Origin of the sequence: Methylosinus sp. R-45379 (genome assembly GCF_001644125.1) — a bacterium.
In the GTDB taxonomy this organism is placed as follows: domain Bacteria; phylum Pseudomonadota; class Alphaproteobacteria; order Rhizobiales; family Beijerinckiaceae; genus Methylosinus.
Genome location: NZ_LUUM01000277.1, coordinates 1 through 22,775, shown reverse-complemented (window position 1 = coordinate 22,775; position 22,775 = coordinate 1). Strand labels below are relative to the sequence as shown.

Sequence of the window (22,775 nt, the reverse complement as noted above, 5' to 3'; positions counted from 1 at the left end):
TCGCGCCCGCCGAGCCGGCGAATTGCAGAATGCCGGCGACGACGATGACCATGACGAGCGAGATGGGCAGAAAAACCTTCCAGCCGAGCCGCATGAGCTGGTCGTAGCGATAACGCGGCACGAAGGCCTTCACCATGGCGAAGAAGAAGAAGAAGAATGTGACCTTGAGGACGAACCAGATCACGCCCGGGATCAGGGTGAAGGGCGCGATATTCACCGGCGGCAGCCAGCCGCCGAAGAAGAGGATCGTCAGCAAGGCGCACATGGTCAGGATCGCCACATATTCGCCGAGCATGAACAGCATGTAGGGCGTCGCCGAATATTCGATCATGAAGCCCGCCACCAGCTCCGACTCGGCTTCCACGAGGTCGAAGGGCGGGCGGTTCGTCTCGGCCAGCGCCGAGATGAAGAAGATGATGAACATCGGCAGAAGGCGCAGCCAATACCAGCCGAGAATGCCGTATTGCGAATCCTGCGCGCGCACGATCTCGGTGAGATTGAGCGAGCCGGCGCAGAGCAGAACGGTGATGATGACGAAGCCGATCGAGACTTCGTAGGACACCATTTGCGCGGCCGAGCGCAGCGCCGACAGGAAGGGATATTTGGAGTTCGACGCCCAGCCGGCCATGATGATGCCATAGACGCCGAGCGAGGAGATGGCGAAAATATAGAGAATGCCGACATTGAGATCGGCGACCGCCCAGCCGTCATTGACCGGGATGACCGCCCAGGCGGCGACGGCGAGCATGGCCGTGACGAAAGGCGCGAGCAGGAACACGCCCTTATTGGCCGTGTCCGGGATCACCGGCTCCTTGAGCACGAATTTGAGCATGTCGGCGAAGCTCTGGAGCAAGCCCCAGGGTCCGACGACATTGGGTCCGCGGCGCAGCTGCACGGCGGCCCAGACCTTGCGGTCGATGTAGATCGCATAGGCGAGATAGACCAGCAGAACGACCGTCAGAACGACGCTCTTCACGATGATCAGGAGAAGGTTCAGCAGCCAGCCGTCGATCACGTCCTTGCTCCTATTCCGCCGCTTGCTTCAGTCGATCCAGCGCCAGCGCCGAACATTCCGCCATTGTGGCCGAGGCGCGCGCGATCGGATTGGTGAGATAGAAATCCGTGATCGCAGGCGCGAAATCGTCCTTCCACGCGGTCGCCGGCTGCAGCGCCACCGCCTCGAGATCGGCCGCCGAAGCGGAGCCGATCTGATCGAGCCGCAGAAGATGCGGATGCGCCTCGCCGAGCTTGGCGCGCAGCTGCTTTTGCGAATCGAAGGGCAGCGGCGCGCCGAGAGCGCCGGAGAGCGCGCGCAGAATCGCCCAATCCTCGCGGGCGTCGCCCGGCGGGAAAGTCGCGCGCAGCGCCTCCTGCACACGGCCTTCCGTGTTCACATAGAGGCCGAACTTCTCCGTATAGGCCGCACCCGGGAGAATGACGTCGGCGCGATGCGCGCCCTTGTCGCCATGCGTGCCGATATAGACGACGAAAGCGCCGGGCTCGATGGCGATCTCATCGGCGCCGAGATTGAAGACGAGATCGAGCGCGCCGGCCTTCGCTATGTCCGCCGCATCGAGGCCGCCCTGCCCCGGCGTGAAGCCGAGATCGAGCGCGCCGACGCGCGACGCCGCCGTATGCAGCACGCTGAAGCCGTTCCAAGCATCGGACAAACCGCCGTGCTTCTTGGCGGCCTGAGCGGCGAGCGCCAGAATGGCGCGGCCGTCGGGACGCGCCAGCGCGCCCTGACCGATCAGCACGAGGCGCTTGGCGGAGCCCGTCGGCGCGCTTTCGACGAAGCGCGCCAGAGCGTCGGGACCGGCGCCGAGATAATCATAATCATAGGTCAGATCGGCCTGTTCGCCGATCACCGAGATAGGGAAATGGCCCTTCAGCCAGCGCTTGCGGATGCGCGCATTGAGCACGGGCGCTTCCTTGCGCGGATTGGAGCCGACGATCAGCAGCGAATCCGCCTCGTCGACGCCGGCAATGGTGGCGTTGAAGAGATAGGAGGCGCGACCGAAGCGTGGATCGAGCTTGGTCCCGTCCTGGCGCGCGTCGAGATTGGCGCTTCCCAGCCCCTCGACGAGAAGCTTCAGCGCGAAGATTTCCTCGAGCGCCGCGAGATCGCCGACAAGGGCGCCGATCTTCTCGGCTTTCGTCGCCTTGGTCTTGGCGGCGACGGCGGCGAGCGCCTCCTGCCAGCTGGCGGGACGCAGGCGTCCATTCTCGCGAATATAGGGACGGTCGAGGCGCTGCGCCTTCAGCCCATCGACGACCTGTCGCGTCTTGTCGGAGATCCACTCCTCATTCACCGCCTCATTGAGGCGCGGCAGAATGCGGATCACCTCGCGGCCGCGGGCGTCGACGCGGATCGCCGAACCCAGCGCATCCTGCACGTCGATGGTCTCGGTCTTCTGATACTCCCATGGGCGGGCGCGGAAATTCTGCGGCTTGGGCAGAAGCGCGCCTACGGGACAGAGATCGGTCACATTGCCCTGCAGCTCCGACGTCATCGCCGTCTGCAGATAGGTGGTGATCTCCATATCCTCGCCGCGGCCGATCGCGCCCATGTCGCTGGTGCCGGCGATCTCCGCCGTGAAACGCACGCAGCGGGTGCAATGGATGCAGCGGGTCATCGCCGTCTTGACGAGCGGGCCGATATATTTGTCCTCGACCGCGCGCTTATTCTCGGCATAGCGCGAGCTGTCGCCGCCGAAGGCGAGCGCCTGATCCTGCAAATCACATTCGCCGCCCTGATCGCAGATCGGACAGTCGAGCGGATGATTGACGAGCAGGAACTCCATCACGCCTTCGCGCGCCTTCTTCACCATCGGAGTCTTGGTGAAGACTTCCGGCGGCGCGCCGTCCGGTCCCGGACGCAAATCCTTCACGGCGACGGCGCAGGAGGCCTGCGGCTTCGGCGGGCCGCCTTTCACCTCGACGAGGCACATGCGGCAATTGCCGGCGATCGACAGACGCTCGTGAAAGCAGAAGCGCGGCACCTCGGCGCCGGCCTCCTCGCAGGCCTGCAGCAGCGTATATTCGGCCGGAACATCGACCTCGACGCCATCGACGAGAATTCTGGTCATTGGAATGCCTTACTCCGCCGCCACGCGCACCGGATCGGGATGCGGATTGGCCGCATAACGATCGATGCGCTTCTCGATTTCGCCACGGAAATGATTGATGAGACCCTGGATCGGCCAGGCCGCCGCGTCGCCGAGCGCGCAGATCGTATGGCCTTCGATCTGCTTCGACACGTCGAACAGCATGTCGATCTCGCGCTTGTGAGCGCGGCCTTCCGCCATGCGGGTGACGACGCGCCACATCCAGCCCGTGCCTTCGCGGCAGGGCGTGCACTGGCCGCAGCTCTCATGCTTGTAGAAATAAGAGATGCGGGCGATGGCGCGGATGATGTCGGTCGACTTGTCCATGACGATGACCGCCGCCGTGCCGAGGCCGGAGCCGAGCTTGACGAGGCTGTCGAAATCCATCGGACAGTCGATGATCTGATCGGCCGGCACGAGCCGCACGGAAGAACCGCCAGGAATGACGGCGAGCAGATTGTCCGAGCCGCCGCGCACGCCGCCGCAATGGCGGTCGATCAGCTCGCGGAAGGGAATGGACATGGCCTCTTCCACATTGCACGGCTTGTTCACATGGCCGGAGATGGAAAAGAGCTTGGTGCCCGTGTTGTTGGGCTTGCCGATGCCGGCGAACCAGCTCGCGCCGCGGCGTAGAATCGTCGGCGCGACGGCGATGGATTCGACATTATTGACCGTCGTCGGGCAGCCGTAGAGGCCGACATTGGCCGGGAACGGCGGCTTCAGCCGCGGCATGCCCTTCTTGCCTTCGAGGCTCTCGATCAGCGCCGTCTCCTCGCCGCAGATATAGGCGCCGGCGCCGTGATGGACGTAGAGATCGAAGGGATAGCCGTGAATATTGTCCTTGCCGATGAGCTTGGCGTCATAGGCCTCGTCGATCGCCTTCTGCAGCGCGATGCGCTCGGCGATGAACTCGCCGCGCACATAGATGTAGGAGGCGTGCGCGCCCATGGCGAAGGAGGCGATCAGCGCGCCCTCGATCAGCGTCTGCGGATCATTGCGCATGATCTCGCGGTCCTTGCAGGTGCCCGGCTCCGACTCGTCGGCGTTGATGACGAGATAGGAGGGACGCAAGGGGTCCGGCGTCTTCGGCATGAAGGACCATTTCAGGCCGGTGGAGAAGCCGGCGCCGCCGCGTCCGCGCAGCCCCGAATCCTTCATTTCCTGAATGATCTTGTCGCGGCCGAGCTCCAGCAGCGCCTTGGTGTTGTCCCAGGCGCCGCGCGAGCGGGCTCCGGCGAGGCTCTTGTCGCCTATGCCGTAGAGATTTGTGAAGATGCGGTCCTTATCGGCGAGCATTGGTCGTTCACTCCGCCTGCGCTTTGGCGCCGTCGCCGTAGAAAGAAGTGAGGCTCGTCAGCGCGCCTTCCGGCTCCGAGGAGACGCGGCCCGTCTGCGAACCGATCTTCACCGGCCGGCCGGCGGCGAGATCGTCGAGCAGCTTCTCGAAATTCTCAGCCGTCAAATCTTCGTAATAGTCGTCGTTGATCTGCACCATCGGCGCATTGCAGCAGGCGCCGAGGCACTCGACCTCGAGCCAGGAGAACAGCCCATCGGCGCTCACATGGCGCTGCGGGCCGACCCGGCGCTCGAGCACGGCGATCAGCTCGTCGGAGCCGCGCAGCATGCAAGGCGTGGTGCCGCAGAGCTGGACGTAGAATTTGCCCACCGGCTCGAGATTGAACATCGTGTAGAAGGTCGCGATCTCGAGCACGCGAATATAGGGCATGCCGAGCGTGTCCGCGACTTTCTCGATCGCCTTTTGCGGCAACCAATAGTCGTTCTGCTTCTGCGCCTGCCACAGGGCCGGCACGACCATGGAGGCCTGACGGCCGTCCGGATATTTGGCGATCTGCGCCTCGAGCCACGCCTTGTTCTCGGGCGTGAACTCGAAGCTCGCGGGCTGCTCTTCGGCGAGACGACGCACGGACATAGTGTCAGTTCCGTTTCTTTGTCGGGGCGCCGGAACGCCACCGCGCATTGAATTCACGAGTTGTTTCGCAGAACCAATCGGTTTTTGCGAAGTCGCGCTCGGGATGCTCGCTCCGCAGCTTCGCCGACTGCGGGCCGCCCCCCGACAACGACGAACACATGCAGCTTCCGTTCGTATACCAGGAAACTTCCCATTGCCCGCCCGACTCCGGGTCGTCGCCCATGGCGTTGCCGTCGTAGACGAATGACTTCGGCAGGTCGCCGAGCCGTTCGAAACGCCGACACGAGCCGCGACTCGCGATTGCCTGCGCAGTCGCTCCGAGCGACAGATACGTAGCCATCATCGCGGCGCCGATCACCGATCGACCTCCCCGAAGACGATATCGAGCGAACCAAGGATCGCCGAGACGTCGGCGAGCAGATGGTCCTTGCAGAGAAAATCCATGGCTTGCAGATGCGCGAAGCCCGGCGCGCGCAGCTTGCAGCGATAGGGCTTGTCGGTGCCGTCGGACACGAGATAGACGCCGAACTCGCCCTTGGGGGCCTCGACCGCGGCATAGACCTCGCCGGCCGGCACCTTGAAGCCTTCCGTATAGAGCTTGAAGTGATGGATGAGCGCTTCCATCGAGCGCTTCATCTCCGCGCGGGGCGGCGAGCAAATCTTGTTGTTCACCGTCGCCACCGGACCGCGATTCTCGGCCTTCAGCAGCTTATCGACGCATTGCTTCATAATGGAGGTCGACTGGCGCATCTCCTCCATGCGGATGACCGCACGGTCGTAGCAATCGCCATTCTTGCCGACGGGAATGTCGAACTCCATCTCCTCATAGCAATCATAAGGACGCGCCTTGCGCAGATCCCAGGGCGCGCCGGAGCCGCGCACCATCACGCCGGAGAAGCCGAATTTCCAGGCGTCCTCGAGCGAGATGACGCCGATGTCGGCGTTGCGCTGCTTGAAGATGCGGTTGCCGATGAAGAGCTCGTCGAGATCGTCGAGGACCTTGAGGAACGGATCGCAGAAAGCGCCGATATCCTCGACCAGCCGATCCGGCAGGTCGCGGGCGACGCCGCCCGGACGGAAGTAATTGGCGTGCATGCGCGCGCCGCTCGCCCGCTCATAGAAGACCATGAGCTTCTCGCGCTCCTCATAGCCCCAGAGCGGCGGCGTCAGCGCGCCGACGTCCATGGCTTGCGCGGTGACGTTGAGCAGATGCGAGAGCAGACGGCCGATCTCGGCATAGAGCACGCGGATGAGCTGGCCGCGGCGCGGAACCTCGACGTCGAGCAGCTGCTCTATGCCGAGACAGAAGGCGTGCTCCTGATTCATCGGCGCGCAATAGTCGAGCCGGTCGAAATAGGGCACATTCTGCAGATAGGTCCGTGCCTCCATCAGCTTCTCTGTGCCGCGATGCAGGAAGCCGACATGCGGATCGCAGCGCTCGACCACCTCGCCGTCGAGCTCGAGGATCAGGCGCAGCACGCCATGCGCCGCCGGATGCTGCGGGCCGAAGTTGAGGTTGAAGTTTCGCAGGCTCTGGTCGTTCATCGTGACAGTCCCAGCGGGGAGAGCGAATAGCGAATAGCGAGTAGCGAGTAGTGGGTCATGTCGTCGCCACTCCTGTCTTTCGTTGAAGCGAGCGGGTCAGCGCACGCAGCATTCGGCCTATCTCGTCGCCGCGCGCCAACAAAGGCGTCACGGCGCTCGCGGACGCAAGCCCGACTCTGTCGGCGAGCATCAAGTGCGTTTCCAGCTCTTTGAGCGATCCCTGGGCGTTTCTCAAGAATTGGACGAACGACCCCGTTGTCTCGCGGCCATGGCCTTCCGCGATATTCGCGGCCACCGACGCGGCCGCACGACGAATTTGCGAGGTCATCCCGTACATTTCTTCCCTCGGAAACCTTCCTGTGAGTTCGTAGCAATCGACAGCGAGGTTCATCGCTTCCTGCCAGACCTTGAGATCTCGATACGATTGAGATCGAGGTCCGTCCATGATCGACTCTCGTCCTCTATTCGCTACTCCCTATTCGCTACTCGCCCTCTCACTTGCTCGCCTTCTCGTCGCCGGGAAGATCGTATTGCACGCCCTCCCAAGGCGAGAGGAAATCGAACTTCCGATATTCTTGGGTGAGGTTCAGGGGCTCATAGACGACCCGCTTGCGCTCGTCGTCGTAGCGCACCTCGACATAGCCGGACATCGGGAAATCCTTGCGCAGCGGATGACCGTCGAAGCCGTAGTCGGTCATGATGCGGCGAAGGTCGGGATGGCCATCGAACAGCACGCCGAAGAGATCATAGGTCTCGCGCTCGAACCAGTCGGCGCCGGGATAGAGGCTGGTCAGCGAGGCGACGGGCGTGCTCTCGTCGGTCTGCGTCTTCACGCGGATGCGCTGATTATGCTTGGGCGAGAGGAGGTGCAGCACCACATCGAAACGCAGATCGCGCTCCGGATAATCGGCCGCGGTGATGTCGGTGAAGCTGACGAAGAGGAACTCGGGATCGTCGCGCAGCACGCGCGCGGCGTCGAGCCAGCGCGAGCGCTCCACTTCCACGGTGAGCTCGCCATAGGCGATCTTGAGGCCCTTCACCACGCCCGGCAGGGCCGCGGCGACCTTCTCGCCGAGCTTTTCGAGTTCCGCGCTCATCTCTCACCCTCGCGTCATGAGAAACCGACCGCGCATGGCGCGTCGGCTCGCATCGCACTCTTCGTTTTTGCGCGCGCTCCCGAGGAGGCGCGAAATGTCACCGTTCGATCGTGCCGCTGCGGCGGATCTTCTTCTGCAGAAGCAGAACGCCATAGACGAGCGCCTCGGCCGAAGGCGGGCAGCCGGGGACATAGATGTCGACCGGAATGATTCGATCGCAGCCGCGCACCACCGAATAGGAATAGTGGTAATAGCCGCCGCCATTGGCGCAGGAGCCCATGGAGATGACGTAGCGCGGCTCCGGCATCTGGTCGTAGACCTTGCGCAGCGCCGGGGCCATTTTGTTGGTCAGCGTGCCGGCGATGATGATGACGTCCGACTGGCGCGGGCTGGCGCGCGGCGCGAAGCCAAAGCGCTCGAGATCATAGCGCGGCATGGCCGCCTGGATCATCTCGACCGCGCAGCAGGCCAGACCGAAAGTCATCCACATCAGCGAGCCGGTGCGCGCCCAATTGATGAGATCATCGGTGGCGGTGACGAGAAAGCCCTTGTCGGCGAGCTCGTCATTGAGGCCGAGGTAGAAGGGATCGTCCGCGCCCACCGGCTTGCCGGTGCGCGGATCGACGAGACCCTTGGCGGACGGCGCGACGAGAGTCGGGCTCTGGCGAGTGATCAATCCCATTCGAGCGCTCCCTTGCGCCATTCATAGACGAAGCCGACGGTCAGCACGCCGAGGAAGAACATCATCGACCAGAAGCCGAAGCTTCCCGCCTCCTTGAAGGCCACCGCCCAGGGAAAGAGAAAAGCGACCTCGAGGTCGAAGACGATGAAGAGCAGAGCGACGAGATAGAAGCGCACGTCGAATTTCATGCGCGCGTCGCCGAAAGGATTGAAGCCGCACTCATAGGCGGAGAGCTTCTCCGGATCCGGCGCCTTGAAGGCGACCAGGAAGGGGAGAACGAGCAGAGCGCCGGCGATGATCGCCGCGAGGGCGATGAAGATCACGAGCGGCAAATATTGTTCGAGCAGGCTCGGCATGGCGATGTCCGACGTTTGCGGCGGGGGCGGCGATGTGACGCGGGGCGGGAGCCCCGGGCGCCGTCTGACCGCGCGTTCCGTAACCCAGCGTATAGGTCAAAGCAAGAGCCGAGCGCGTCTTTACCGAAGGGATTGGGCGCGCGGACCTTACGCCCGCCCGCCCCCGGCGGAAAAATACCCGTCGGCGCCTGTCGATCAGGCGGCGCCGCTGAAGAATTCGATGATCCGCGCGGCGGCCTTCATCTCCGCGAATCGCCGCGCCCGCCTTTCCATGGCCTCGTCGTCGGCGCCCCAGGCCTCGATCTGATGGTCCTCATCGACATGAGCCGCCGCCCAGGCCGCCTCCGCGTCCATCTTGCCCAGCGCCACGGCGAGCGCGATGAGGCAGGAGCCGGTGAGCGTCGTCATGGCGTGAAGCGCCGCGAGACGGAAATGCGCCTCAGCCCCCTGCCCCGCATAGGCGCGCACAGCCTCCGCCACCGCCGCCGTCGCCTCCGGCGTCTGACAGACGAACATCACGCCAGAGGTCACGGCGAGCTCGGCGCCGAGCCGCTCCTTGGCGAAGGCGAGCAGCGGGTCCCACGCCTCCGCCTGCGCCGCGACGAGGCCGGCCGGCTCCTCGGCGCGATAGCTCACGAGATCGGAGCCCGCATATTTGGCGACGTCGGCGGCGACCTCCTCGAGCCGGTCGGCGACCCCGTCGATCGCCGAGTTTACCAGCCTTGTCAAAGGCATGGAGGTCGGATTGAGCCTGTCGCCCTGCGTCCCCCATTCCTCGGCCAGCGCCGTGGTCAAAGACGAGGACGGAGTCGTCAAAATGCGCCGCGCCGGCGTCTTGACCGTCCTTCCGTCGAGCAGGACGGCATAGCCGCCCTCGGCCTCGCCGACGCTGGCCGATTGGTAGAATCGCTTCGGCAGCTCCGGCCGGGCGCCCCTCTGCACCGCATTGCGCAGCGGATTGCGCTCCTCATCGGGCACGAACAGGCCGTCGGCGAGATTTGCGCTTTCATGGGACATGGGGTCTCTCCTCGGGCGTGTCTCGTGGGCTCACGCGTCCGGCGCGGACAATATGGGATCGTCCTGCCCCACATCGAAGCCGAAAAACGCCCAGCTATTCTTCATATGCGGCGGCAGCGGCGCGGTGACGTCGAGGGTCCCGCCCTTGGGATGCGGCAGAATCAGCCGCCGCGCCAAAAGATGCAGCTTGGGCTCGAGCTCGGAGGGCACGGCGTGCATCGGATCACGGCGGCGCACCTCGTCCTCCGGCCTGTGGCCATATTTGGGATCGCCGACGATCGGGCAGCCGATCGCCTCCGCATGGGCGCGGAGCTGATGCGTGCGGCCGGTCAAGGGCTTCATTGACAGCCAGGCGCAGCGCGGCGCCGCCTTGTCGACGATGGCGTAATAGGTCAGCGAATGCTGCGCCCCCTCATCCCCATGGCGGGCGACGCGCATCTTCTCCCTTGCGTCGGCAGGCTCGGCCGCGCGCCGCTCGCCGCTGCGGCGGGAGCGCTCATCGACCATATCCGCGCCCTTGGCGAGATAGAGCGAGACCCGCCCCTGCGACGGCTTCGGCACGCCCTCGACCAGCGCCCAGTAGATTTTATGCGCCTGCCGCGAGCGGAAAATTTCCCCGAGATCGGCGGCGGTGCGCCTGTTCTTGGCGATCAGCAGCACGCCGGAGGTGTCGCGATCGAGCCGATGCACCAGCACCGGCCGCTTGTCGCCCACCGCCAGCGATTCGAGCATTCCGTCTATATGCCGCTTCATGCCCGAGCCGCCCTGCACGGCGAGGCCATAGGGCTTGTTCAGCACGAGGAGATGCGCGTCCTCGAACAAGGTCATCTCGGCGAGCGCGCGGGCGTCCTCCGGCCGCGCCCGCATCACCGCCGGCGCCGCGACGGTCTCCAGCTTGAGCGGCGGAACGCGAATCTTCTGATTCTGCTCGAGCCGAGTGGAAGTGTCGACGCGCTTGCCGTCGACGCGCACCTCGCCCTTGCGGCAGATTTTGGCGAGATGCGACAGGGCCAGCGCCGGAAAGCGCCGCTTGAACCAGCGGTCGAGCCGCAGCCCCGCCTCGTCCTCGTCGACGATCAGCGTCTGCACGGGCGTCGATTGCGGCGCCTGCGCCGCTTCCCCGGTCATGTCAAAGCCCTCACCAGATAAAGTCCGAGGAACAGGCCTATGATCGACAGCCCCACCGAGCCGCCCACATAGAGCCCAGCGGCGAGCGTGTCGCCGCGCTCGATCAGAGTGACCGCATCCAGCGAGAAGGCGGAGAAGGTCGTATAGCCGCCGAGCACGCCGGTGGTCACGAAGAGCCGCATCGACTGCGACCAGCCGGCCCCCGCCTTGAAGGCGAAATAGCCGGCTGCCAGGCCCATGATGAAGGACCCGCTGACGTTTATGAGGAAAACGCCCCAGGGCAGTTGCGCGCCGAGCCAGCGCTGGCACGAGGAATTGACGATATGTCTCAGAGTCCCGCCCAATCCGGACCCGAGAAAGATGAGAAGAAGCGCGCGCATGCCGCCTTCTAGCGCAAGCGGGCGGCGGCGTCACGGGAGCCGGACGCAGTCAATTGCACGGCTTCGATTCAAGCCCGATTTACGTATTGGCGCCATAGTGTTTAATCTACTCCCGACGGCTGCGCCGCCGTCACGCAGAAACTATTGAGACTAAATAATATTCTCCGGTCGTTATGCGGCCGCAACTCGTCAGCGCCCCAGTCCATGCGCGACTGGCGAGCGCCGCGCATGTGGAGCGACGGCCGTGAGACGACCAGATTTGCGCCCCAAAATCGGGGCGGAGCAGCGCGCCGCCGAGACGATCGCCGAGCCTCGCTTCGACGGCCGCTTCAGCGTGCCGCCCGACCAGCGCCGTTACGCCTGCCGCACCATCGACATGTCGGCAGACGTCGTCGCCTTGCGCAGCGACTTCCGGCCCGCGGTCGGCGATCGGATCGCGCTCGATCTCGACCGCTGGGGCCGTTTCGACGGCGCGGTGATTCGTCTCTTCGAGGGCGGCTTCACCGTGGACCTCGAGATCGCGGACCAGCCGCGCGCCCATGTGGCGATGCAATTCGCCTGGCTGACGCGGCACGCCGCGCCGAACGCCCCGCACTGCCGCGATCACGAACGCCTGCGGCCAAAGCGCCGGTTCACCACCTTCACCGTGGCGCAAGTGACCCTGCCCTGCGAGATCATGGATCTCTCGCGCAGCGGCGCCTCGCTGAGAACGGAGGTGCAGGTCCCTCCGGGCGAGAAGATCACGATCGGCAAGAGGACGCAGGCCGAGGTCATTCGCCAGACCGAGGACGGTTTCGCGGTCCGCTTCCGCCGTCTTTTGCCGCTCGAGATATTCGATGAAGATATAGACCTGTGAATCACCGCCCAAAACGGGCGAAAACGCCAAGCGACCCGAAAATGCCTTCCGGCCCGATTGCAGGCCCCGCCCGCATGCGATAGTGAAGACGCAGAAGCCTCAACGCGCCCGTAGCTCAGCTGGATAGAGCGCTGCCCTCCGAAGGCAGAGGTCAGGGGTTCGAATCCCTTCGGGCGCGCCAGCAAATCAAGCACTTACGACGACAGCGCAGCGAGGCCGGCAAATCCGGTCACCACAGGGTCACCACGGCGAGGAAGGTCACGGGCGGTCCGTGACCGCAGAAAAATTTCTCGAAACGCCAGTTTGCCGAACTGACAAAACTGACGAAACCCCTTCAGCCGTCCCGCGCCAGCGCGGCGAAGACTTCAGCCGCGAGCCCTTCGGCGAGGTCCGGCGGGAGAACGGCCGCGGGAAGCCATCGGCCATCGGGAGCCCTGAAGCATGGCGCCTCACACGCCAGCCCGCCGCCCGGCCGCTTCACCACCTTGACGCCCTGTAGGAGGATGACGACGCCCGCGACTTCGATCTCGACGACGGCCATCGCGACCAGCTTGTCAGAGTCGGCGACACGATCGATGAATTGGACGGTGACGACGGCTCGGTCGTATCGGCGTTCATACGAAGAGAAACCCGTCCGGCCGCTCGCCGGTCTCATAGACGCTCGGCCCTGCGTCGTCGTTTGAGGCAACCGAAACAGCGATAGCGCAGGCGACGGCGCCGTCGATTCGCTCCCGAGCCTTCCCCTTGGTGAAGAGCCGATTGCCGGCGCGATCGGTCTCGACGACGACATTATCGAAACACCACCTGAGAACCGGATGGCCGCCATGCTGGAATTGCCGGCCGACGATTGCCCGCTCGAGTTCTTTGATCGCCGGCGCCATCGTCACCCAGCCCTGCCGAACCTCGACGGCGGGGAATCCATCCTCTTGAAGGTTGTTCAAGGTCGAGCGCGCAAGGTGGGGGTCGAGCCCGATCTCGCGAACATCGAACCGGCCGCAGAGATCGCGGACGCAATCCTCGACGGCCCGGAAGTCGACGACGTTTCCCTGCGTCGGCTCAATATGGCCTTCGCCTGCCCATCGGACGTAGGGGACCGCGTCCCGATCCTGCCGGCCCCTGAGATTGTCGCCAGGGCAAAAGAAGTGCGGCAGCACGGCGTAGCCGTCGCCAACGCGCCAGAGCGCCACGACGACGGTCAAATCCGAATTGCTGGAAAGGTCGACGCCAATGTAACAGGGCTCGCCGGCAAGCGCCTCCAGGTCGAGCGGTTCCGCGCCCTCGTCATAGATCGCCATATCGACGACGCGACGGTCTTCGGCGTTTTGAGCAAGTGGCTTTCGATGGCGGACGGGAGCTTGCCGGATCGCGCTTCCGTCTGAAGCTCGGTCATCCAAAGGCGGAACATATCCTGCGCCTTCGCGGTGAAGCCGAAGACAGCCGGCTCGGCGAACCGCCGCCTACAAGAAGCGCGAGCCGGGCGCATCCGTTCGCTCGTTTCAGATCGGGCTGGCGCATGGCATTCGTCACAAGCTCCACGCGGTGAAGACGGAGCGCGACGCCACGAACCGGGCCTCCGGCGCCCGCGAACTCGTGCCGATCAAGCACAATGTCATAGAGGAAGAATTGGCGAAGCTCGGACTCTCTTTTCATGCGACGCCGCAAGGGCGTCGACGCAAGGTGACGCTCGACGACTATGAAGCCGGCGTCGCCGCCGGACGCGAATTCGAGCCGCATTGCAGCGTCGAAGGGACGTGAAGCAGCAGGCGATTTCGCCGAGACGATCCAGCGAAGCGCCTTCGTCCTCTCGCGGCCTTCGCCGAAGGCTCGGCGCCTCGCCCTGCAATCAGCGATGCGTCACGCGGCGGCGCCGAGCCGACCGAACGATAATTTGAACGTCGCGCCGCCGCCCGGCGTCTCCTCCAGCCAGATACGGCCGTTGAGCTTGGCGATGAGATCCTTGGCGATAGCGAGACCGAGGCCGGCGCCGGGCGTCGCTTCGCTCTTTCGCCAGAACGGCTCGAAGATCATTTCCCGCTCATCCTCCGGCACGCCCGGACCATGATCGATGATCGAGATAATCGCCTCATCATCGACGCACACGGTGATCTCGCCGCCCTCCGGCTCAGCGCGGAGCGCATTGTCGATGAGATTGCCGATGACCGCCGTGATCGCCGCGCCATTGCCGCGCACGTCGACAACGACGGAAGGACCGACAAATTCTATATGCCGGCGATCGCGAATGGCGAGCATCGCGGCGTCGTCGACAACGGCGCGCGTCACCGCGCCGAGATCGACGGTCTCTTCGAGCAGCGTCGGCTGCTCGCCGGCCCGAAGCGTCGCCAGCAATTGCTCGACGATATATTTGATGCGATAGGCGTCGCGCTTCAGATCGATCTTGAAGCTCGACTCTTCCGGCGCGTCGAGCCTGGCGGCGAGCACCGCAATGGGCGTGCGCAGCTCATGCGCCGCATTCGCCGTAAATCGACGCTGGCGCTGCGTTCCACGGTCCAGCCGTTCGAGCGCCTCATTCATCGCGCCGACGAGCGGCACGATTTCGGTCGGCACGATGCTGGAGGTCAGCCGCTGATCGAGCGAATCCATATCCACGCGCGCCGCCTCCTCCGCGACGGCCCGCAATGGCCGCAGCCCGCGCCGCATCGCGAACCATGCGGTCGCCGTCGAAAGCGACACAGCCATCACGACATAGATGTTGAGCCAGCGAAACTCCCGCTGCCAGGCGTCGAAAAGGTCGTCCCACCGAAACTTCTGGCCATAGACGGCGATGTGAAATCGCCCATAGGGCGTCCATTTCTGCTCCATCAGGCCGAGAGGCGCCGACCCCTCGTCGCCCGGCAAAATGAAGTGCGTATGAGTCGGACTGACGCCGATCAGATTGCGGAGCACCTCGACCAGCTCCGGCGACGAGCCGGCGAGCGGCCGCCGCTGCAAGTCGAAAGCGGCGATCTTCATGTTTGGCGCGCGATCGAGCTCCGCCTGCAATTCCGCGGTCGGCGCCAGGACCGCGACGCCGTCCGCTCCGATGGCGACAGAGGCGACGACCTGCTTTTCGGCGCGCGCCTTGGCGAGCTCGTCCCAAGTCGTCGCGAAGAGCTCGACGCCGGCCATGCCGAGCCCCAGGGTAAAGACCCAGCCGAGCAGAAAGGCGGCGAGCTGCGCGATGACGAGATAGAGGACGATGCGATGCGCCAGCGATTTGGTGATCAATGGGCCTGCTCCGTCAGCAGATATCCCCGCCCTTTCACCGTGTGAATCTCGATCTGCGCATCCAGCGTGGCGAGCTGGCGGCGGAGTCGCGAGACGACCGTGTCCAGCGCATTCGCCTGAACCTCCTCGTCGAGGCCATAGATTTCCTGAATGAGAATCTCTCGCGCGGCGACTCGGCTCGCGCGCTGCATCAAGGAGCGCAACAGCATCATCTCGCGCCGATTGAGCACGACCGGCGCGCCGCCCACCATGACTTCATTGTTTTCGAGATCGAAGGCGACGGCGCCCACGACGATCGGCGGCAACACGTTTCCTCCGGGACGACGCATGCAGGCGCGAATGCGGGCGATCAGCTCCTCTCCTTGGAACGGCTTGGTGAGATAGTCATCCGCGCCCGCCTCGAGACCCGAAATCTTATCGCCGAGCGCATCCAGCGCCGTGATCATCATCACTCTTATGCCGGGACGCATGGCGCGCGCGCGGGACAACAGCGATATGCCGTCTCCGTCCGGCAAGCGGCGGTCCAGCAGCAGGAGATCATATGCATGCACGCGCAAGGCCGCGAGCGCATCGGCCAGAGTCGACGCCTTATCGACGATGAAGCCGGCATGAGAAACGAGCGACGCGATGAGGCGCGCCATCTCCCGCTCGTCCTCGATGAGCAATATCCGCATCAAACGACGCTCCCTCATCGTGGCGGAGGTGAACCGTGCGTCGCGATTGGTGGCGCAGATCGATTGTCGAATCAAGCGGCTCGCTGCTTTCATCGCGCTTCGCCCCGCCGAAGGTGTGGCGCAGCGGACACAGTTCCACGAATTCGCCCGCCGCGCGCCCCTCGCCAGACACTCGACAGGTTGCGCGCCTAAGACAGAGCTCGATGCGGCGGTGTGCCGAAGCCGGGATGCGAGCGAATCTCGCTGCGCCCCGCGTTCGAGCGGAAGGCGAATGTCACAAAGAGACGGAGGCCGGGACGGCGCTCGGCGCATGATTTCGACGGCGCGCTCCCTGGTCGCGCTCGCTCTCATGCTGCTGTTCGCCGCTAATCCGCTCTGCGCGCATCGCCCGGCGACGGAGGGACGGCATACGGCCGACGCCTCCCCGCTCGCGACGGGCCTCTCCTCCTCCACCGACTGCGCACGGCCGGCGCGCGGCGCCGCCGATCCCGCCGCGCCGAGCCAGCGGCATGGCCTCGCCTGCGCGCTCGGCTGCGCGATCGCATGCGGCGGCTTTGCCCCCATAGGAGTCGGCCTCGTCGAAGCGCGCGCCGCGCCGGCGATCATCGTCGCTGACGCGCCGCTGCTGCGCAGAGGCGCGCGACGGACCGACAATTTTGGACGATCCTGGTCCTCCCGCGCGCCTCCGCTTTCCTTCTCCTGAACCGATCGAGCGTCGCTCGCTCTAGCAGAACTCGTCACCAGCACGCGCCAATGGCCGCGTCAGGAGAATTTTCATGTTTCGCAATAGCCTTTCGCGCGGCGCTTCCGCCGTCGCGCTCCTATTCGTCATCGATGCGTCCGCCGCCTTTTCTCAGGAATCCCTGCCCATGATCGATATCGGCTCCGCCGGAACAGGGGCTGGCGATCGCGCGCCGAGACGCGCCGAGCCCCGCGCGCCGCTCGACACTGTGGCGCCGGCGGCGAGCCGCCTCGATCTGACGCCGCGACAGACGCCCGCCTCCGTCCATGTGATGACGAGCGACGAGATGCGCGAGCGCGGATTCGATCAGGCGCAGGACGCCGTCGCCGCTTTTCCCGGCGTCGTCGTCGGCAATAATCCGATCAGCCCGACGAGCTATTCCATGCGCGGCTTCACGGGCAATCAGATCACCGTGCTGCGCGACGGCGTCTATCTCGGCCCGGCCAATTTCATCAATCGCCCCGCCAACAGCTTCAATGTCGAGAGCGTCGAAGTGCTGAAGGGCGCCGCCTCGCTGCTGCATGGACAAGGCGCGATCGGCGGCGTCGTCGATATTCGCACCAAGGAGCCGAGCTTCGGCCCGACGCGCTTCGACGCCTTCGTGAATGGCGGCAGCTTCGGGACGGTCAATCTGGGCGTCGGCGTCGGCGCGCAGCTTTCCGACGACATTGCGGCGCGGCTCGACGTCAGCCGCAGCCGCTCATCGGGCTTCGTGAAGAATGCGCCCTCCGACTCGCTCAATCTCACCGCGAGCCTATTGTGGAAGCCGCAGGAGAATTTCAGCGTCAAGCTGGGCATGGATTTTCTCGACGATAATATGTCGCCCTATTACGGCACGCCCCTCGTCCCGCTCGCCTATGCGCGCTCGCCCATGACGGGAGCCATCTCCTCGTCGACGGGCCTCGCGCTCGATCAAGCGATGCGCTTCAACAATTACAATGTCGGCGACGCGCTGCTGGCGACCACGCAATTCATGCCGACCGCACATGTCGTCTATAAGCCGACGAGCGAGGTCACCTTCACCGACGACGCCTATTATTTCTTCGCCGATCGCAAATGGCAGAACGCCGAGACCTACACATTCCTCGGCCCGAACAATGGTAGAACGGACGCTCTCGGCAATCCCATTCCCGCCGGGACGATCGCCCGTGATCGCTTCTACGTCTATCACGATCAGCACAAGCTCGGGAACACGCTGACGATGACGGTCGATCGCCCGATCCTCGGCTTCGACAATAAATTCCTGCTCGGCGCCGACGTCAATTCGACGCATTTCGTCCGCGACCGCGGCTTTCCGAGCGCTTCGATCGCCGATTATGTCGATGCTTGGAATCCGAACCAGGGCGTATGGGGCCTCTATGCCGGCGAATGGCCGATCCGCCGCTCGCCGACGCGCATAGACGATTACGCCGCGCTCTTCGAGGATGTGCTCACTCTGCGTCCCGACCTGAAGCTCGTGACGGGCGCGCGCTATGAGTTCGAGCGATTGGACCGCGTCAACTACAATCAGAACGGCACATTCTCCAGCACGACGAGCTTCCGGCGCAATTTCCATCCCTTCAATTTTCGCGTCGGCATGATCTATGACGTGACGAAGGATATCTCGCTCTATGGGCAATATACGACCGCGAAAGACCCGATCGGCTCGGCGATATACGTCGTCAACGCCGCGCAGAATTTCAATCTGAGCAGCTCGCGCCAATATGAGCTCGGCGCCAAGGCGTCGTTCCAGGACGGCAAGGGCGAGGCGACGCTCGCGCTCTATGAGATTCACCGCGCCAATATTCTGACGCAGACGACGCAGAATTCGGCGAGCAGCATCGGCAGCCAAATGTCACGCGGCGTCGAGGCGTCAGTGAGTTTTCTGGTCACGCCGCAGTGGAAAGTCTCGGCCAACGCCGCCTACACCTATGCGCGCTATGGCTTCTTCGTCGATCCGGCGACGCTGGTGATCGGCACGGGCAATCGGCCGCCGAACGTGCCGACCTGGACCGCCAATCTCTGGACCTCCTATGCCAACATCGCCGATCTTCCCTTCGACGCCGGATTCGGCCTGCGCTTCGTCGACTCGCGCGCCGGCAACAACGCCAATACGCTTTTTCTCGAAGGCTATGTGCTCGCCGATATCGGCCTCACCTATCATGTCACGCCCGGCGTCGACGCGACCTTCCGCGTCAATAATCTCTTCGACAAGACCTATGTGAACTGGGCGGAAGTGTCCTATCCCAGCGAGGTGATATTGGGCGCGCCGCGCAGCGTGACTTTCGGGCTCACGATGAAATTCTGAAGTCCGGGTTGCGACCGCGGGAGAACAGAACACGGAAAGGCGGTGGGCTATGGAAGCTCGCATCAGAGCTCACCGCCGAGTCTTGCCGGCGATATTGATCATGAGTCTCTGGGTAAAATACGACGCCGATGGCGATTTCCGTGGGCCGAGCCTCGGCGCGGGCGTTCAGGCGGTCGCGCGGCAGGGCGACAACAACAGCAGCTTCCGGCTGCCCGGCTATGCAATGGCGATGTATCGCTTCCAGCCGGCGCATCTGCCCGTGGTGAAAAATCCGAGCTTTCAATTGAACGTGCGCAATTTGCTCGACGAGACCTATTATACGGGCGCGACCTGTCGCAACGCCATCATACCCGGCGCGCCTCGGACGTTCATTTCCTCGATGCGGGCGGAGTTCTAGAAATACGAGAGGAAGAGATGCGGCAAATCACGACCGGGCTACAGCCCCTTTCTTCCGGCGCGGTCGACGCGCCGGCCACTTCGGCGCGAAGCGCCGCCGACACACGGACGCGCGCCGACGCGCGTCGCCGCTTCGTTTGGCTCCACCGCTGGGTCGGCCTCGTCACGGCGGGCTTCCTGATCCTGGTCGGGCTGACCGGGGCGCTGCTCGCCTTCTATGGGGAACTGAGCCATTGGATCGCCCCGGAGGCCTATCCGGGGCCGCATGGCGAGACGCTCCCGCCCGCCGCCCTCGCGCGCCACGCCGAGAGCCTCGTTCCGCAGGGGCGCGCGGTCGCCGTCTATCTCGGCGGCGAATCCGGCGCGGCCCGCGTCACGATGCAGGCGGCGCCGGGCGCCGAGCCGCTCGGCTTCGGCGCTGTGACGCTCGACGCCGTGACAGGCGAAGATCTCGGCCGCCGCGGCAGTCCCGGCGCGCTGCCCAGCCGCGCCGCCGACATCATGCCTTTCGTCTATAGCCTGCACTACCAATTGGCGACGGGCTCCACCGGCGCCTGGATTCTCGGAATCGTCGCGCTCTTATGGACGATCGATTGCTTCGTCGCCTTCTATCTGACGCTGCCGCGCGCGAGCCCCGGCAATTCGCGCAGCTATCTCACGCGCTGGAAGCCGGCTTTTCTCGTCAAGCTCTCCGGCTCCTTCTATCGCATCAATTTCGATCTGCATCGCGCCGGCGGATTGTGGCTGTGGGCGATGCTGCTCGTGTTCGCCTGGTCCAGCGTCTTCTTCAATCTGAACAGCGTCTATGCCGGTGTGACCAAGCTCGTCTTCGACTACTCGCCCCCGCCCTGGGAATGGCCCGCGCAGCCACCGCGCACGGACGCGCGCAAAATGCTGGAATGGGAGGAGGCGCAGGCCGTCGGCCAGCGGCTGATGGCCGATGAGGCGCGCGAGCGCGGCTTTTCCATCGAGCGCGCCGATGCGCTCTACTACAAGCCGGCCAAGGGCCTCATCCAATATCGCGTACGGTCGAGCCGGGATATCGGCGAGCGTACTGCGACGACTTCCGTTCTCTTCGACGCCTATACGGGCGAGCTGGTGACGCTGAGCCTGCCGTCGGGGCTGCGCAGCGGCGACACCGTCACCAATTGGCTCACCGCCCTGCATATGGCGCGCGTCTTCGGCCTACCCTATCGCATCTTCGTCTGCATCCTGGGGCTGGTCATCGCCATGCTCTCCGTGACGGGAGTGTATATCTGGTGGAAGAAGAGAGCGGCCAAATCGGCGCCGTCCGGCCGGGCAAGCCGTAGCGGCGGGCGCTCGACCTCCGATCGCGCGCCCCCGACGCCGCTGCGCGCTAACGCGTATCGCCTTGAAAGCGTCGAAGAGTAATCGCACCGCCGCCTGCACCTGAACGTCGGGATCGTGCCGAGCTGCCGAGCACGATCGTTATAAGTCCACGCCGAATGTTCAAGACCAAGGCGCCGGCCGGACTTAGTCTTTCAAGCAGGCGACCAGGAAAGCATCGCCAGAACGGCTCGTGCATTTCTCTGAATGAGGCGCACGATGAGCCGCAATGCGCCTCCGATCACGGCAGCCGAGGAGCCGAGAGCATGAGCTACTTCACCGCATCCGACGGCGTAGAAATTTTTTACAAGAGCTTCGGCGACGGCCAGCCGATCGTGTTCTCGCATGGATGGCCGCTGACGGCCGACGCATGGGAAGGGCAAATGCTGTTCTTCGGCATGCGCGGCTATCGCGTCGTGGCGCACGACCGTCGCAGCCATGGCCGCTCCCAGCAGGTCTGGGACGGCAATACGATGGACCGCTACGCGGACGATCTCGCCGAGCTGCTCGAGCTCCTCGAGCTGCGCGACGCCATTCTCGTCGGGCATTCCACCGGCGGCGGCGAGGTCGCACGTTACATCGGACGCCATGGCGTCGGCCCCGTCGCAAAGGCCGTGCTCGTCGGCGCCGTGCCGCCGATCATGCTCGCCTCGCCTTCCAATCCAGAAGGTCTGCCGTTGGACGTGTTCGACAGCACCCGCGCCGGCGTCGCGAGCAATCGATCGCAATTCTTCAAAGATCTCGCCGTTCCTTTCTATGGCCATAACCGAGATGGCGCGAAGCGCAGCGCCGGGCTCGAGGACGCCTTCTGGTTGCAAGGAATGGAGGGCGGGCTGAAGGGGCTCTATGATTGCATCCGCGAGTTTTCCGAGCTCGACTATTCGGCCGATCTCGCGAAGATGACGATCCCCACATTGTTCATCCACGGCGATGACGATCAGATCGTCCCGCTCGTCGCTTCGGCGCAGAAAGCAGTTCGATTGACGCCGCAGGGTGCGCTTCTCGTCTACCCAGGCGGATCGCACGGCCTCGCCCAAACCGACCCAGAGAAATTCAATCACGACGTGCTCGCGTTCATCAAGCGCTGACGCGCGAGGCGCCGCCCAAATCCGCAATCCACAATTGGAGAACGACATGACCGCTAAGCTCGAATTGCTGACGCCGCAGAACAGCCAGCTGATCTTCATCGACCACCAGCCGCAAATGGCCTTTGGGGTTCAGTCGATCGATCGGCAGGCGCTCAAGAACAATGCGGTAGCCCTCGCCAAATCGGCGAAGGTGTTCGCGATTCCGACGACGATCACCACCGTCGAGACGGAGAGCTTCTCCGGCCATACCTATCCAGAGCTGCTCGCCGTTTTCCCCGAGGCGCCGATCCTCGAGCGCACCTCGATGAATTCCTGGGACGATAAGAAGGTCCGCGACGCGCTGGCCGCGAATGGACGTAAGAAGGTCGTTGTCTCGGGCCTGTGGACCGAGGTCTGCAACAATTCTTTCGCCCTCTGCGCCATGCTGGAAGGCGGCTATGAAATCTACATGGTCGCCGACGCCTCCGGAGGCACGTCGAAGGAAGCGCATGACTACGCCATGCAGCGCATGATTCAGGCGGGCGTCGTGCCCGTGACCTGGCAGCAGGTCCTGCTCGAATGGCAGCGCGACTGGGCGCGGCGCGAAACCTATGACGCCGTCATGTCGATCGTGAAGGAGCATTCCGGCGCTTACGGCATGGGCGTCGATTACGCCTATACGATGGTGCACAAGGCGCCGGAGCGTGTCTCGCACGGCCTCACTCTCGCGCCCGTCCCGGCGATCTAGCATGGGTGCGCTCGGCGGCTCTGACGAGTTCGCGGCAGAGCGTCTCGGCCGCGGCTTGCTGCTCACGCTCGCCGCGGCCACCGGGCTCGCGGTCGCCAATATTTATTACAACCAGCCGATGCTCGGCCTGATCGAGGCGTCGCTGGGCCCTGGCGCGGCGACGAGCGTTCCGGTGCTGACGCAGCTCGGCT

General features: G+C 64.4%; 25 protein-coding genes, 1 tRNA gene and 1 pseudogene. 10 read left to right on the top strand and 17 right to left on the bottom strand.

Going from position 1 to position 22,775, the window contains the following annotated elements; translation table 11 throughout:
- The 13 genes from nuoH to crcB form a co-directional block, all read right to left on the bottom strand.
- A partial coding sequence (gene nuoH / locus A1351_RS18750; RefSeq protein WP_064033671.1) for an NADH-quinone oxidoreductase subunit NuoH occupies positions 1-1,015 on the bottom strand: 1,015 nt, incomplete at its 3' end.
- A 10-nt stretch (positions 1,016-1,025) separates the two neighbouring features.
- Positions 1,026-3,089 carry an NADH-quinone oxidoreductase subunit NuoG gene (nuoG, locus tag A1351_RS18745; RefSeq protein ID WP_024879551.1) on the bottom strand — a complete coding sequence of 688 codons (2,064 nt, stop codon included), beginning with the start codon at positions 3,087-3,089 and terminating at the stop codon, positions 1,026-1,028.
- Positions 3,090-3,098: 9 nt separating this feature from the next.
- Positions 3,099-4,403, bottom strand: coding sequence for an NADH-quinone oxidoreductase subunit NuoF (nuoF, locus tag A1351_RS18740; protein WP_024879550.1), 1,305 nt, complete (start codon positions 4,401-4,403; stop codon positions 3,099-3,101).
- Positions 4,404-4,410: 7 nt separating this feature from the next.
- A complete protein-coding gene (gene nuoE / locus A1351_RS18735; RefSeq protein WP_024879549.1) occupies positions 4,411-5,037 on the bottom strand; it encodes an NADH-quinone oxidoreductase subunit NuoE in 627 nt (208 codons plus the stop codon).
- A gap of 4 nt (positions 5,038-5,041) precedes the next feature.
- Positions 5,042-5,395, bottom strand: a complete 354-nt coding sequence (locus A1351_RS18730) for a hypothetical protein (RefSeq protein WP_024879548.1) — start codon at positions 5,393-5,395, stop codon at positions 5,042-5,044.
- On the bottom strand, positions 5,392-6,582 hold the full coding sequence (locus A1351_RS18725) for an NADH-quinone oxidoreductase subunit D (protein WP_024879547.1): 1,191 nt from the start codon (positions 6,580-6,582) through the stop codon (positions 5,392-5,394). The genes A1351_RS18730 and A1351_RS18725 overlap by 4 nt, the downstream gene beginning before the upstream one ends.
- 55 nt (positions 6,583-6,637) lie before the next feature.
- A complete protein-coding gene (locus A1351_RS18720) occupies positions 6,638-7,027 on the bottom strand; it encodes a four helix bundle protein (RefSeq protein WP_036308769.1) in 390 nt (129 codons plus the stop codon).
- Positions 7,028-7,076: 49 nt separating this feature from the next.
- Complete coding sequence (locus A1351_RS18715; RefSeq protein ID WP_024879545.1) at positions 7,077-7,679, bottom strand: NADH-quinone oxidoreductase subunit C; 603 nt, start codon at positions 7,677-7,679, stop codon at positions 7,077-7,079.
- A gap of 97 nt (positions 7,680-7,776) precedes the next feature.
- Positions 7,777-8,361, bottom strand: coding sequence for an NADH-quinone oxidoreductase subunit B family protein (locus A1351_RS18710; protein WP_018265967.1), 585 nt, complete (start codon positions 8,359-8,361; stop codon positions 7,777-7,779).
- Positions 8,352-8,717: an NADH-quinone oxidoreductase subunit A gene (locus A1351_RS18705; protein ID WP_018265968.1), complete on the bottom strand. Its 366-nt coding sequence runs from the start codon at positions 8,715-8,717 to the stop codon at positions 8,352-8,354. Before A1351_RS18705 ends, A1351_RS18710 begins: the two co-directional genes overlap by 10 nt.
- A gap of 195 nt (positions 8,718-8,912) precedes the next feature.
- On the bottom strand, positions 8,913-9,734 hold the full coding sequence (locus A1351_RS18700) for an ATP12 family chaperone protein (RefSeq protein ID WP_064033670.1): 822 nt from the start codon (positions 9,732-9,734) through the stop codon (positions 8,913-8,915).
- A 30-nt stretch (positions 9,735-9,764) separates the two neighbouring features.
- Positions 9,765-10,862: an RluA family pseudouridine synthase gene (locus A1351_RS18695; protein WP_024879543.1), complete on the bottom strand. Its 1,098-nt coding sequence runs from the start codon at positions 10,860-10,862 to the stop codon at positions 9,765-9,767.
- Entirely contained in the window at positions 10,859-11,242 is a 384-nt protein-coding gene (gene crcB / locus A1351_RS18690) for a fluoride efflux transporter CrcB (RefSeq protein ID WP_024879542.1), read from the bottom strand. Before crcB ends, A1351_RS18695 begins: the two co-directional genes overlap by 4 nt.
- Positions 11,243-11,486: 244 nt before the next feature.
- Here crcB and A1351_RS18685 point away from each other — a divergent pair, with 244 nt between their 5' ends.
- Entirely contained in the window at positions 11,487-12,098 is a 612-nt protein-coding gene (locus tag A1351_RS18685) for a PilZ domain-containing protein (protein ID WP_245267266.1), read from the top strand.
- Between the two features lie 104 nt (positions 12,099-12,202).
- Positions 12,203-12,279 (top strand) — tRNA-Arg (locus A1351_RS18680).
- Between the two features lie 153 nt (positions 12,280-12,432).
- On the opposite strand, the gene A1351_RS18675 is transcribed toward A1351_RS18680, so the two are convergent.
- Positions 12,433-12,639 (bottom strand): hypothetical protein, encoded by a 207-nt coding sequence (locus tag A1351_RS18675; RefSeq protein WP_024879540.1) that lies wholly within the window; start codon positions 12,637-12,639, stop codon positions 12,433-12,435.
- A gap of 73 nt (positions 12,640-12,712) precedes the next feature.
- Positions 12,713-13,393 (bottom strand): terminase TerL endonuclease subunit, encoded by a 681-nt coding sequence (locus A1351_RS18670; RefSeq protein ID WP_051465395.1) that lies wholly within the window; start codon positions 13,391-13,393, stop codon positions 12,713-12,715.
- 244 nt (positions 13,394-13,637) lie between these two features.
- Here A1351_RS18670 and A1351_RS18665 point away from each other — a divergent pair, with 244 nt between their 5' ends.
- A complete protein-coding gene (locus A1351_RS18665; protein WP_024879538.1) occupies positions 13,638-13,853 on the top strand; it encodes a hypothetical protein in 216 nt (71 codons plus the stop codon).
- A 99-nt stretch (positions 13,854-13,952) separates the two neighbouring features.
- On the opposite strand, the gene A1351_RS18660 is transcribed toward A1351_RS18665, so the two are convergent.
- Both A1351_RS18660 and A1351_RS18655 read right to left on the bottom strand, forming a co-directional pair.
- A complete protein-coding gene (locus tag A1351_RS18660; protein WP_024879537.1) occupies positions 13,953-15,323 on the bottom strand; it encodes a HAMP domain-containing sensor histidine kinase in 1,371 nt (456 codons plus the stop codon).
- The gene (locus A1351_RS18655; protein ID WP_024879536.1) at positions 15,320-15,997 is read right to left on the bottom strand and encodes a response regulator transcription factor; all 678 of its coding nucleotides are present in this window, start codon (positions 15,995-15,997) and stop codon (positions 15,320-15,322) included. Before A1351_RS18655 ends, A1351_RS18660 begins: the two co-directional genes overlap by 4 nt.
- A 310-nt stretch (positions 15,998-16,307) precedes the next feature.
- Here A1351_RS18655 and A1351_RS18650 point away from each other — a divergent pair, with 310 nt between their 5' ends.
- The 7 genes and pseudogenes from A1351_RS18650 to A1351_RS18620 all read left to right on the top strand — a co-directional run.
- Positions 16,308-16,700 (top strand): hypothetical protein, encoded by a 393-nt coding sequence (locus tag A1351_RS18650; RefSeq protein ID WP_024879535.1) that lies wholly within the window; start codon positions 16,308-16,310, stop codon positions 16,698-16,700.
- A 73-nt stretch (positions 16,701-16,773) separates the two neighbouring features.
- Positions 16,774-19,026, top strand: a complete 2,253-nt coding sequence (locus A1351_RS18645; protein ID WP_024879534.1) for a TonB-dependent siderophore receptor — start codon at positions 16,774-16,776, stop codon at positions 19,024-19,026.
- Between the two features lie 100 nt (positions 19,027-19,126).
- Positions 19,127-19,423, top strand: coding sequence for a TonB-dependent receptor (locus A1351_RS18640; protein WP_198022756.1), 297 nt, complete (start codon positions 19,127-19,129; stop codon positions 19,421-19,423).
- A 17-nt stretch (positions 19,424-19,440) separates the two neighbouring features.
- Positions 19,441-20,814, top strand: a complete 1,374-nt coding sequence (locus A1351_RS18635; RefSeq protein WP_083967412.1) for a PepSY domain-containing protein — start codon at positions 19,441-19,443, stop codon at positions 20,812-20,814.
- A 221-nt stretch (positions 20,815-21,035) separates the two neighbouring features.
- The gene (locus A1351_RS18630; RefSeq protein ID WP_024879531.1) at positions 21,036-21,857 is read left to right on the top strand and encodes an alpha/beta fold hydrolase; all 822 of its coding nucleotides are present in this window, start codon (positions 21,036-21,038) and stop codon (positions 21,855-21,857) included.
- Positions 21,858-21,903: 46 nt separating this feature from the next.
- Positions 21,904-22,584, top strand: coding sequence for a hydrolase (locus A1351_RS18625; protein WP_024879530.1), 681 nt, complete (start codon positions 21,904-21,906; stop codon positions 22,582-22,584).
- A gap of 1 nt (position 22,585) precedes the next feature.
- Positions 22,586-22,775: pseudogene (locus A1351_RS18620) on the top strand (MFS transporter); the annotation flags it as partial.

Coding starts and splice junctions, on each gene's coding strand:
- nuoG (WP_024879551.1), bottom strand. CDS start 3,089: ATGACCAGAATTCTCGTCGATGGCGTCGAGGTCGATGTTCCGGCCGAA.
- nuoF (WP_024879550.1), bottom strand. CDS start 4,403: ATGCTCGCCGATAAGGACCGCATCTTCACAAATCTCTACGGCATAGGC.
- nuoE (WP_024879549.1), bottom strand. CDS start 5,037: ATGTCCGTGCGTCGTCTCGCCGAAGAGCAGCCCGCGAGCTTCGAGTTC.
- A1351_RS18725 (WP_024879547.1), bottom strand. CDS start 6,582: ATGAACGACCAGAGCCTGCGAAACTTCAACCTCAACTTCGGCCCGCAG.
- A1351_RS18720 (WP_036308769.1), bottom strand. CDS start 7,027: ATGGACGGACCTCGATCTCAATCGTATCGAGATCTCAAGGTCTGGCAG.
- A1351_RS18715 (WP_024879545.1), bottom strand. CDS start 7,679: ATGAGCGCGGAACTCGAAAAGCTCGGCGAGAAGGTCGCCGCGGCCCTG.
- A1351_RS18710 (WP_018265967.1), bottom strand. CDS start 8,361: ATGGGATTGATCACTCGCCAGAGCCCGACTCTCGTCGCGCCGTCCGCC.
- A1351_RS18705 (WP_018265968.1), bottom strand. CDS start 8,717: ATGCCGAGCCTGCTCGAACAATATTTGCCGCTCGTGATCTTCATCGCC.
- A1351_RS18700 (WP_064033670.1), bottom strand. CDS start 9,734: ATGTCCCATGAAAGCGCAAATCTCGCCGACGGCCTGTTCGTGCCCGAT.
- A1351_RS18695 (WP_024879543.1), bottom strand. CDS start 10,862: ATGACCGGGGAAGCGGCGCAGGCGCCGCAATCGACGCCCGTGCAGACG.
- crcB (WP_024879542.1), bottom strand. CDS start 11,242: ATGCGCGCGCTTCTTCTCATCTTTCTCGGGTCCGGATTGGGCGGGACT.
- A1351_RS18675 (WP_024879540.1), bottom strand. CDS start 12,639: ATGGCCGTCGTCGAGATCGAAGTCGCGGGCGTCGTCATCCTCCTACAG.
- A1351_RS18670 (WP_051465395.1), bottom strand. CDS start 13,393: ATGGCGATCTATGACGAGGGCGCGGAACCGCTCGACCTGGAGGCGCTT.
- A1351_RS18655 (WP_024879536.1), bottom strand. CDS start 15,997: ATGCGGATATTGCTCATCGAGGACGAGCGGGAGATGGCGCGCCTCATC.
- A1351_RS18650 (WP_024879535.1), top strand. CDS start 16,308: ATGATTTCGACGGCGCGCTCCCTGGTCGCGCTCGCTCTCATGCTGCTG.
- A1351_RS18645 (WP_024879534.1), top strand. CDS start 16,774: ATGTTTCGCAATAGCCTTTCGCGCGGCGCTTCCGCCGTCGCGCTCCTA.
- A1351_RS18640 (WP_198022756.1), top strand. CDS start 19,127: ATGAGTCTCTGGGTAAAATACGACGCCGATGGCGATTTCCGTGGGCCG.
- A1351_RS18635 (WP_083967412.1), top strand. CDS start 19,441: ATGCGGCAAATCACGACCGGGCTACAGCCCCTTTCTTCCGGCGCGGTC.
- A1351_RS18630 (WP_024879531.1), top strand. CDS start 21,036: ATGAGCTACTTCACCGCATCCGACGGCGTAGAAATTTTTTACAAGAGC.
- A1351_RS18625 (WP_024879530.1), top strand. CDS start 21,904: ATGACCGCTAAGCTCGAATTGCTGACGCCGCAGAACAGCCAGCTGATC.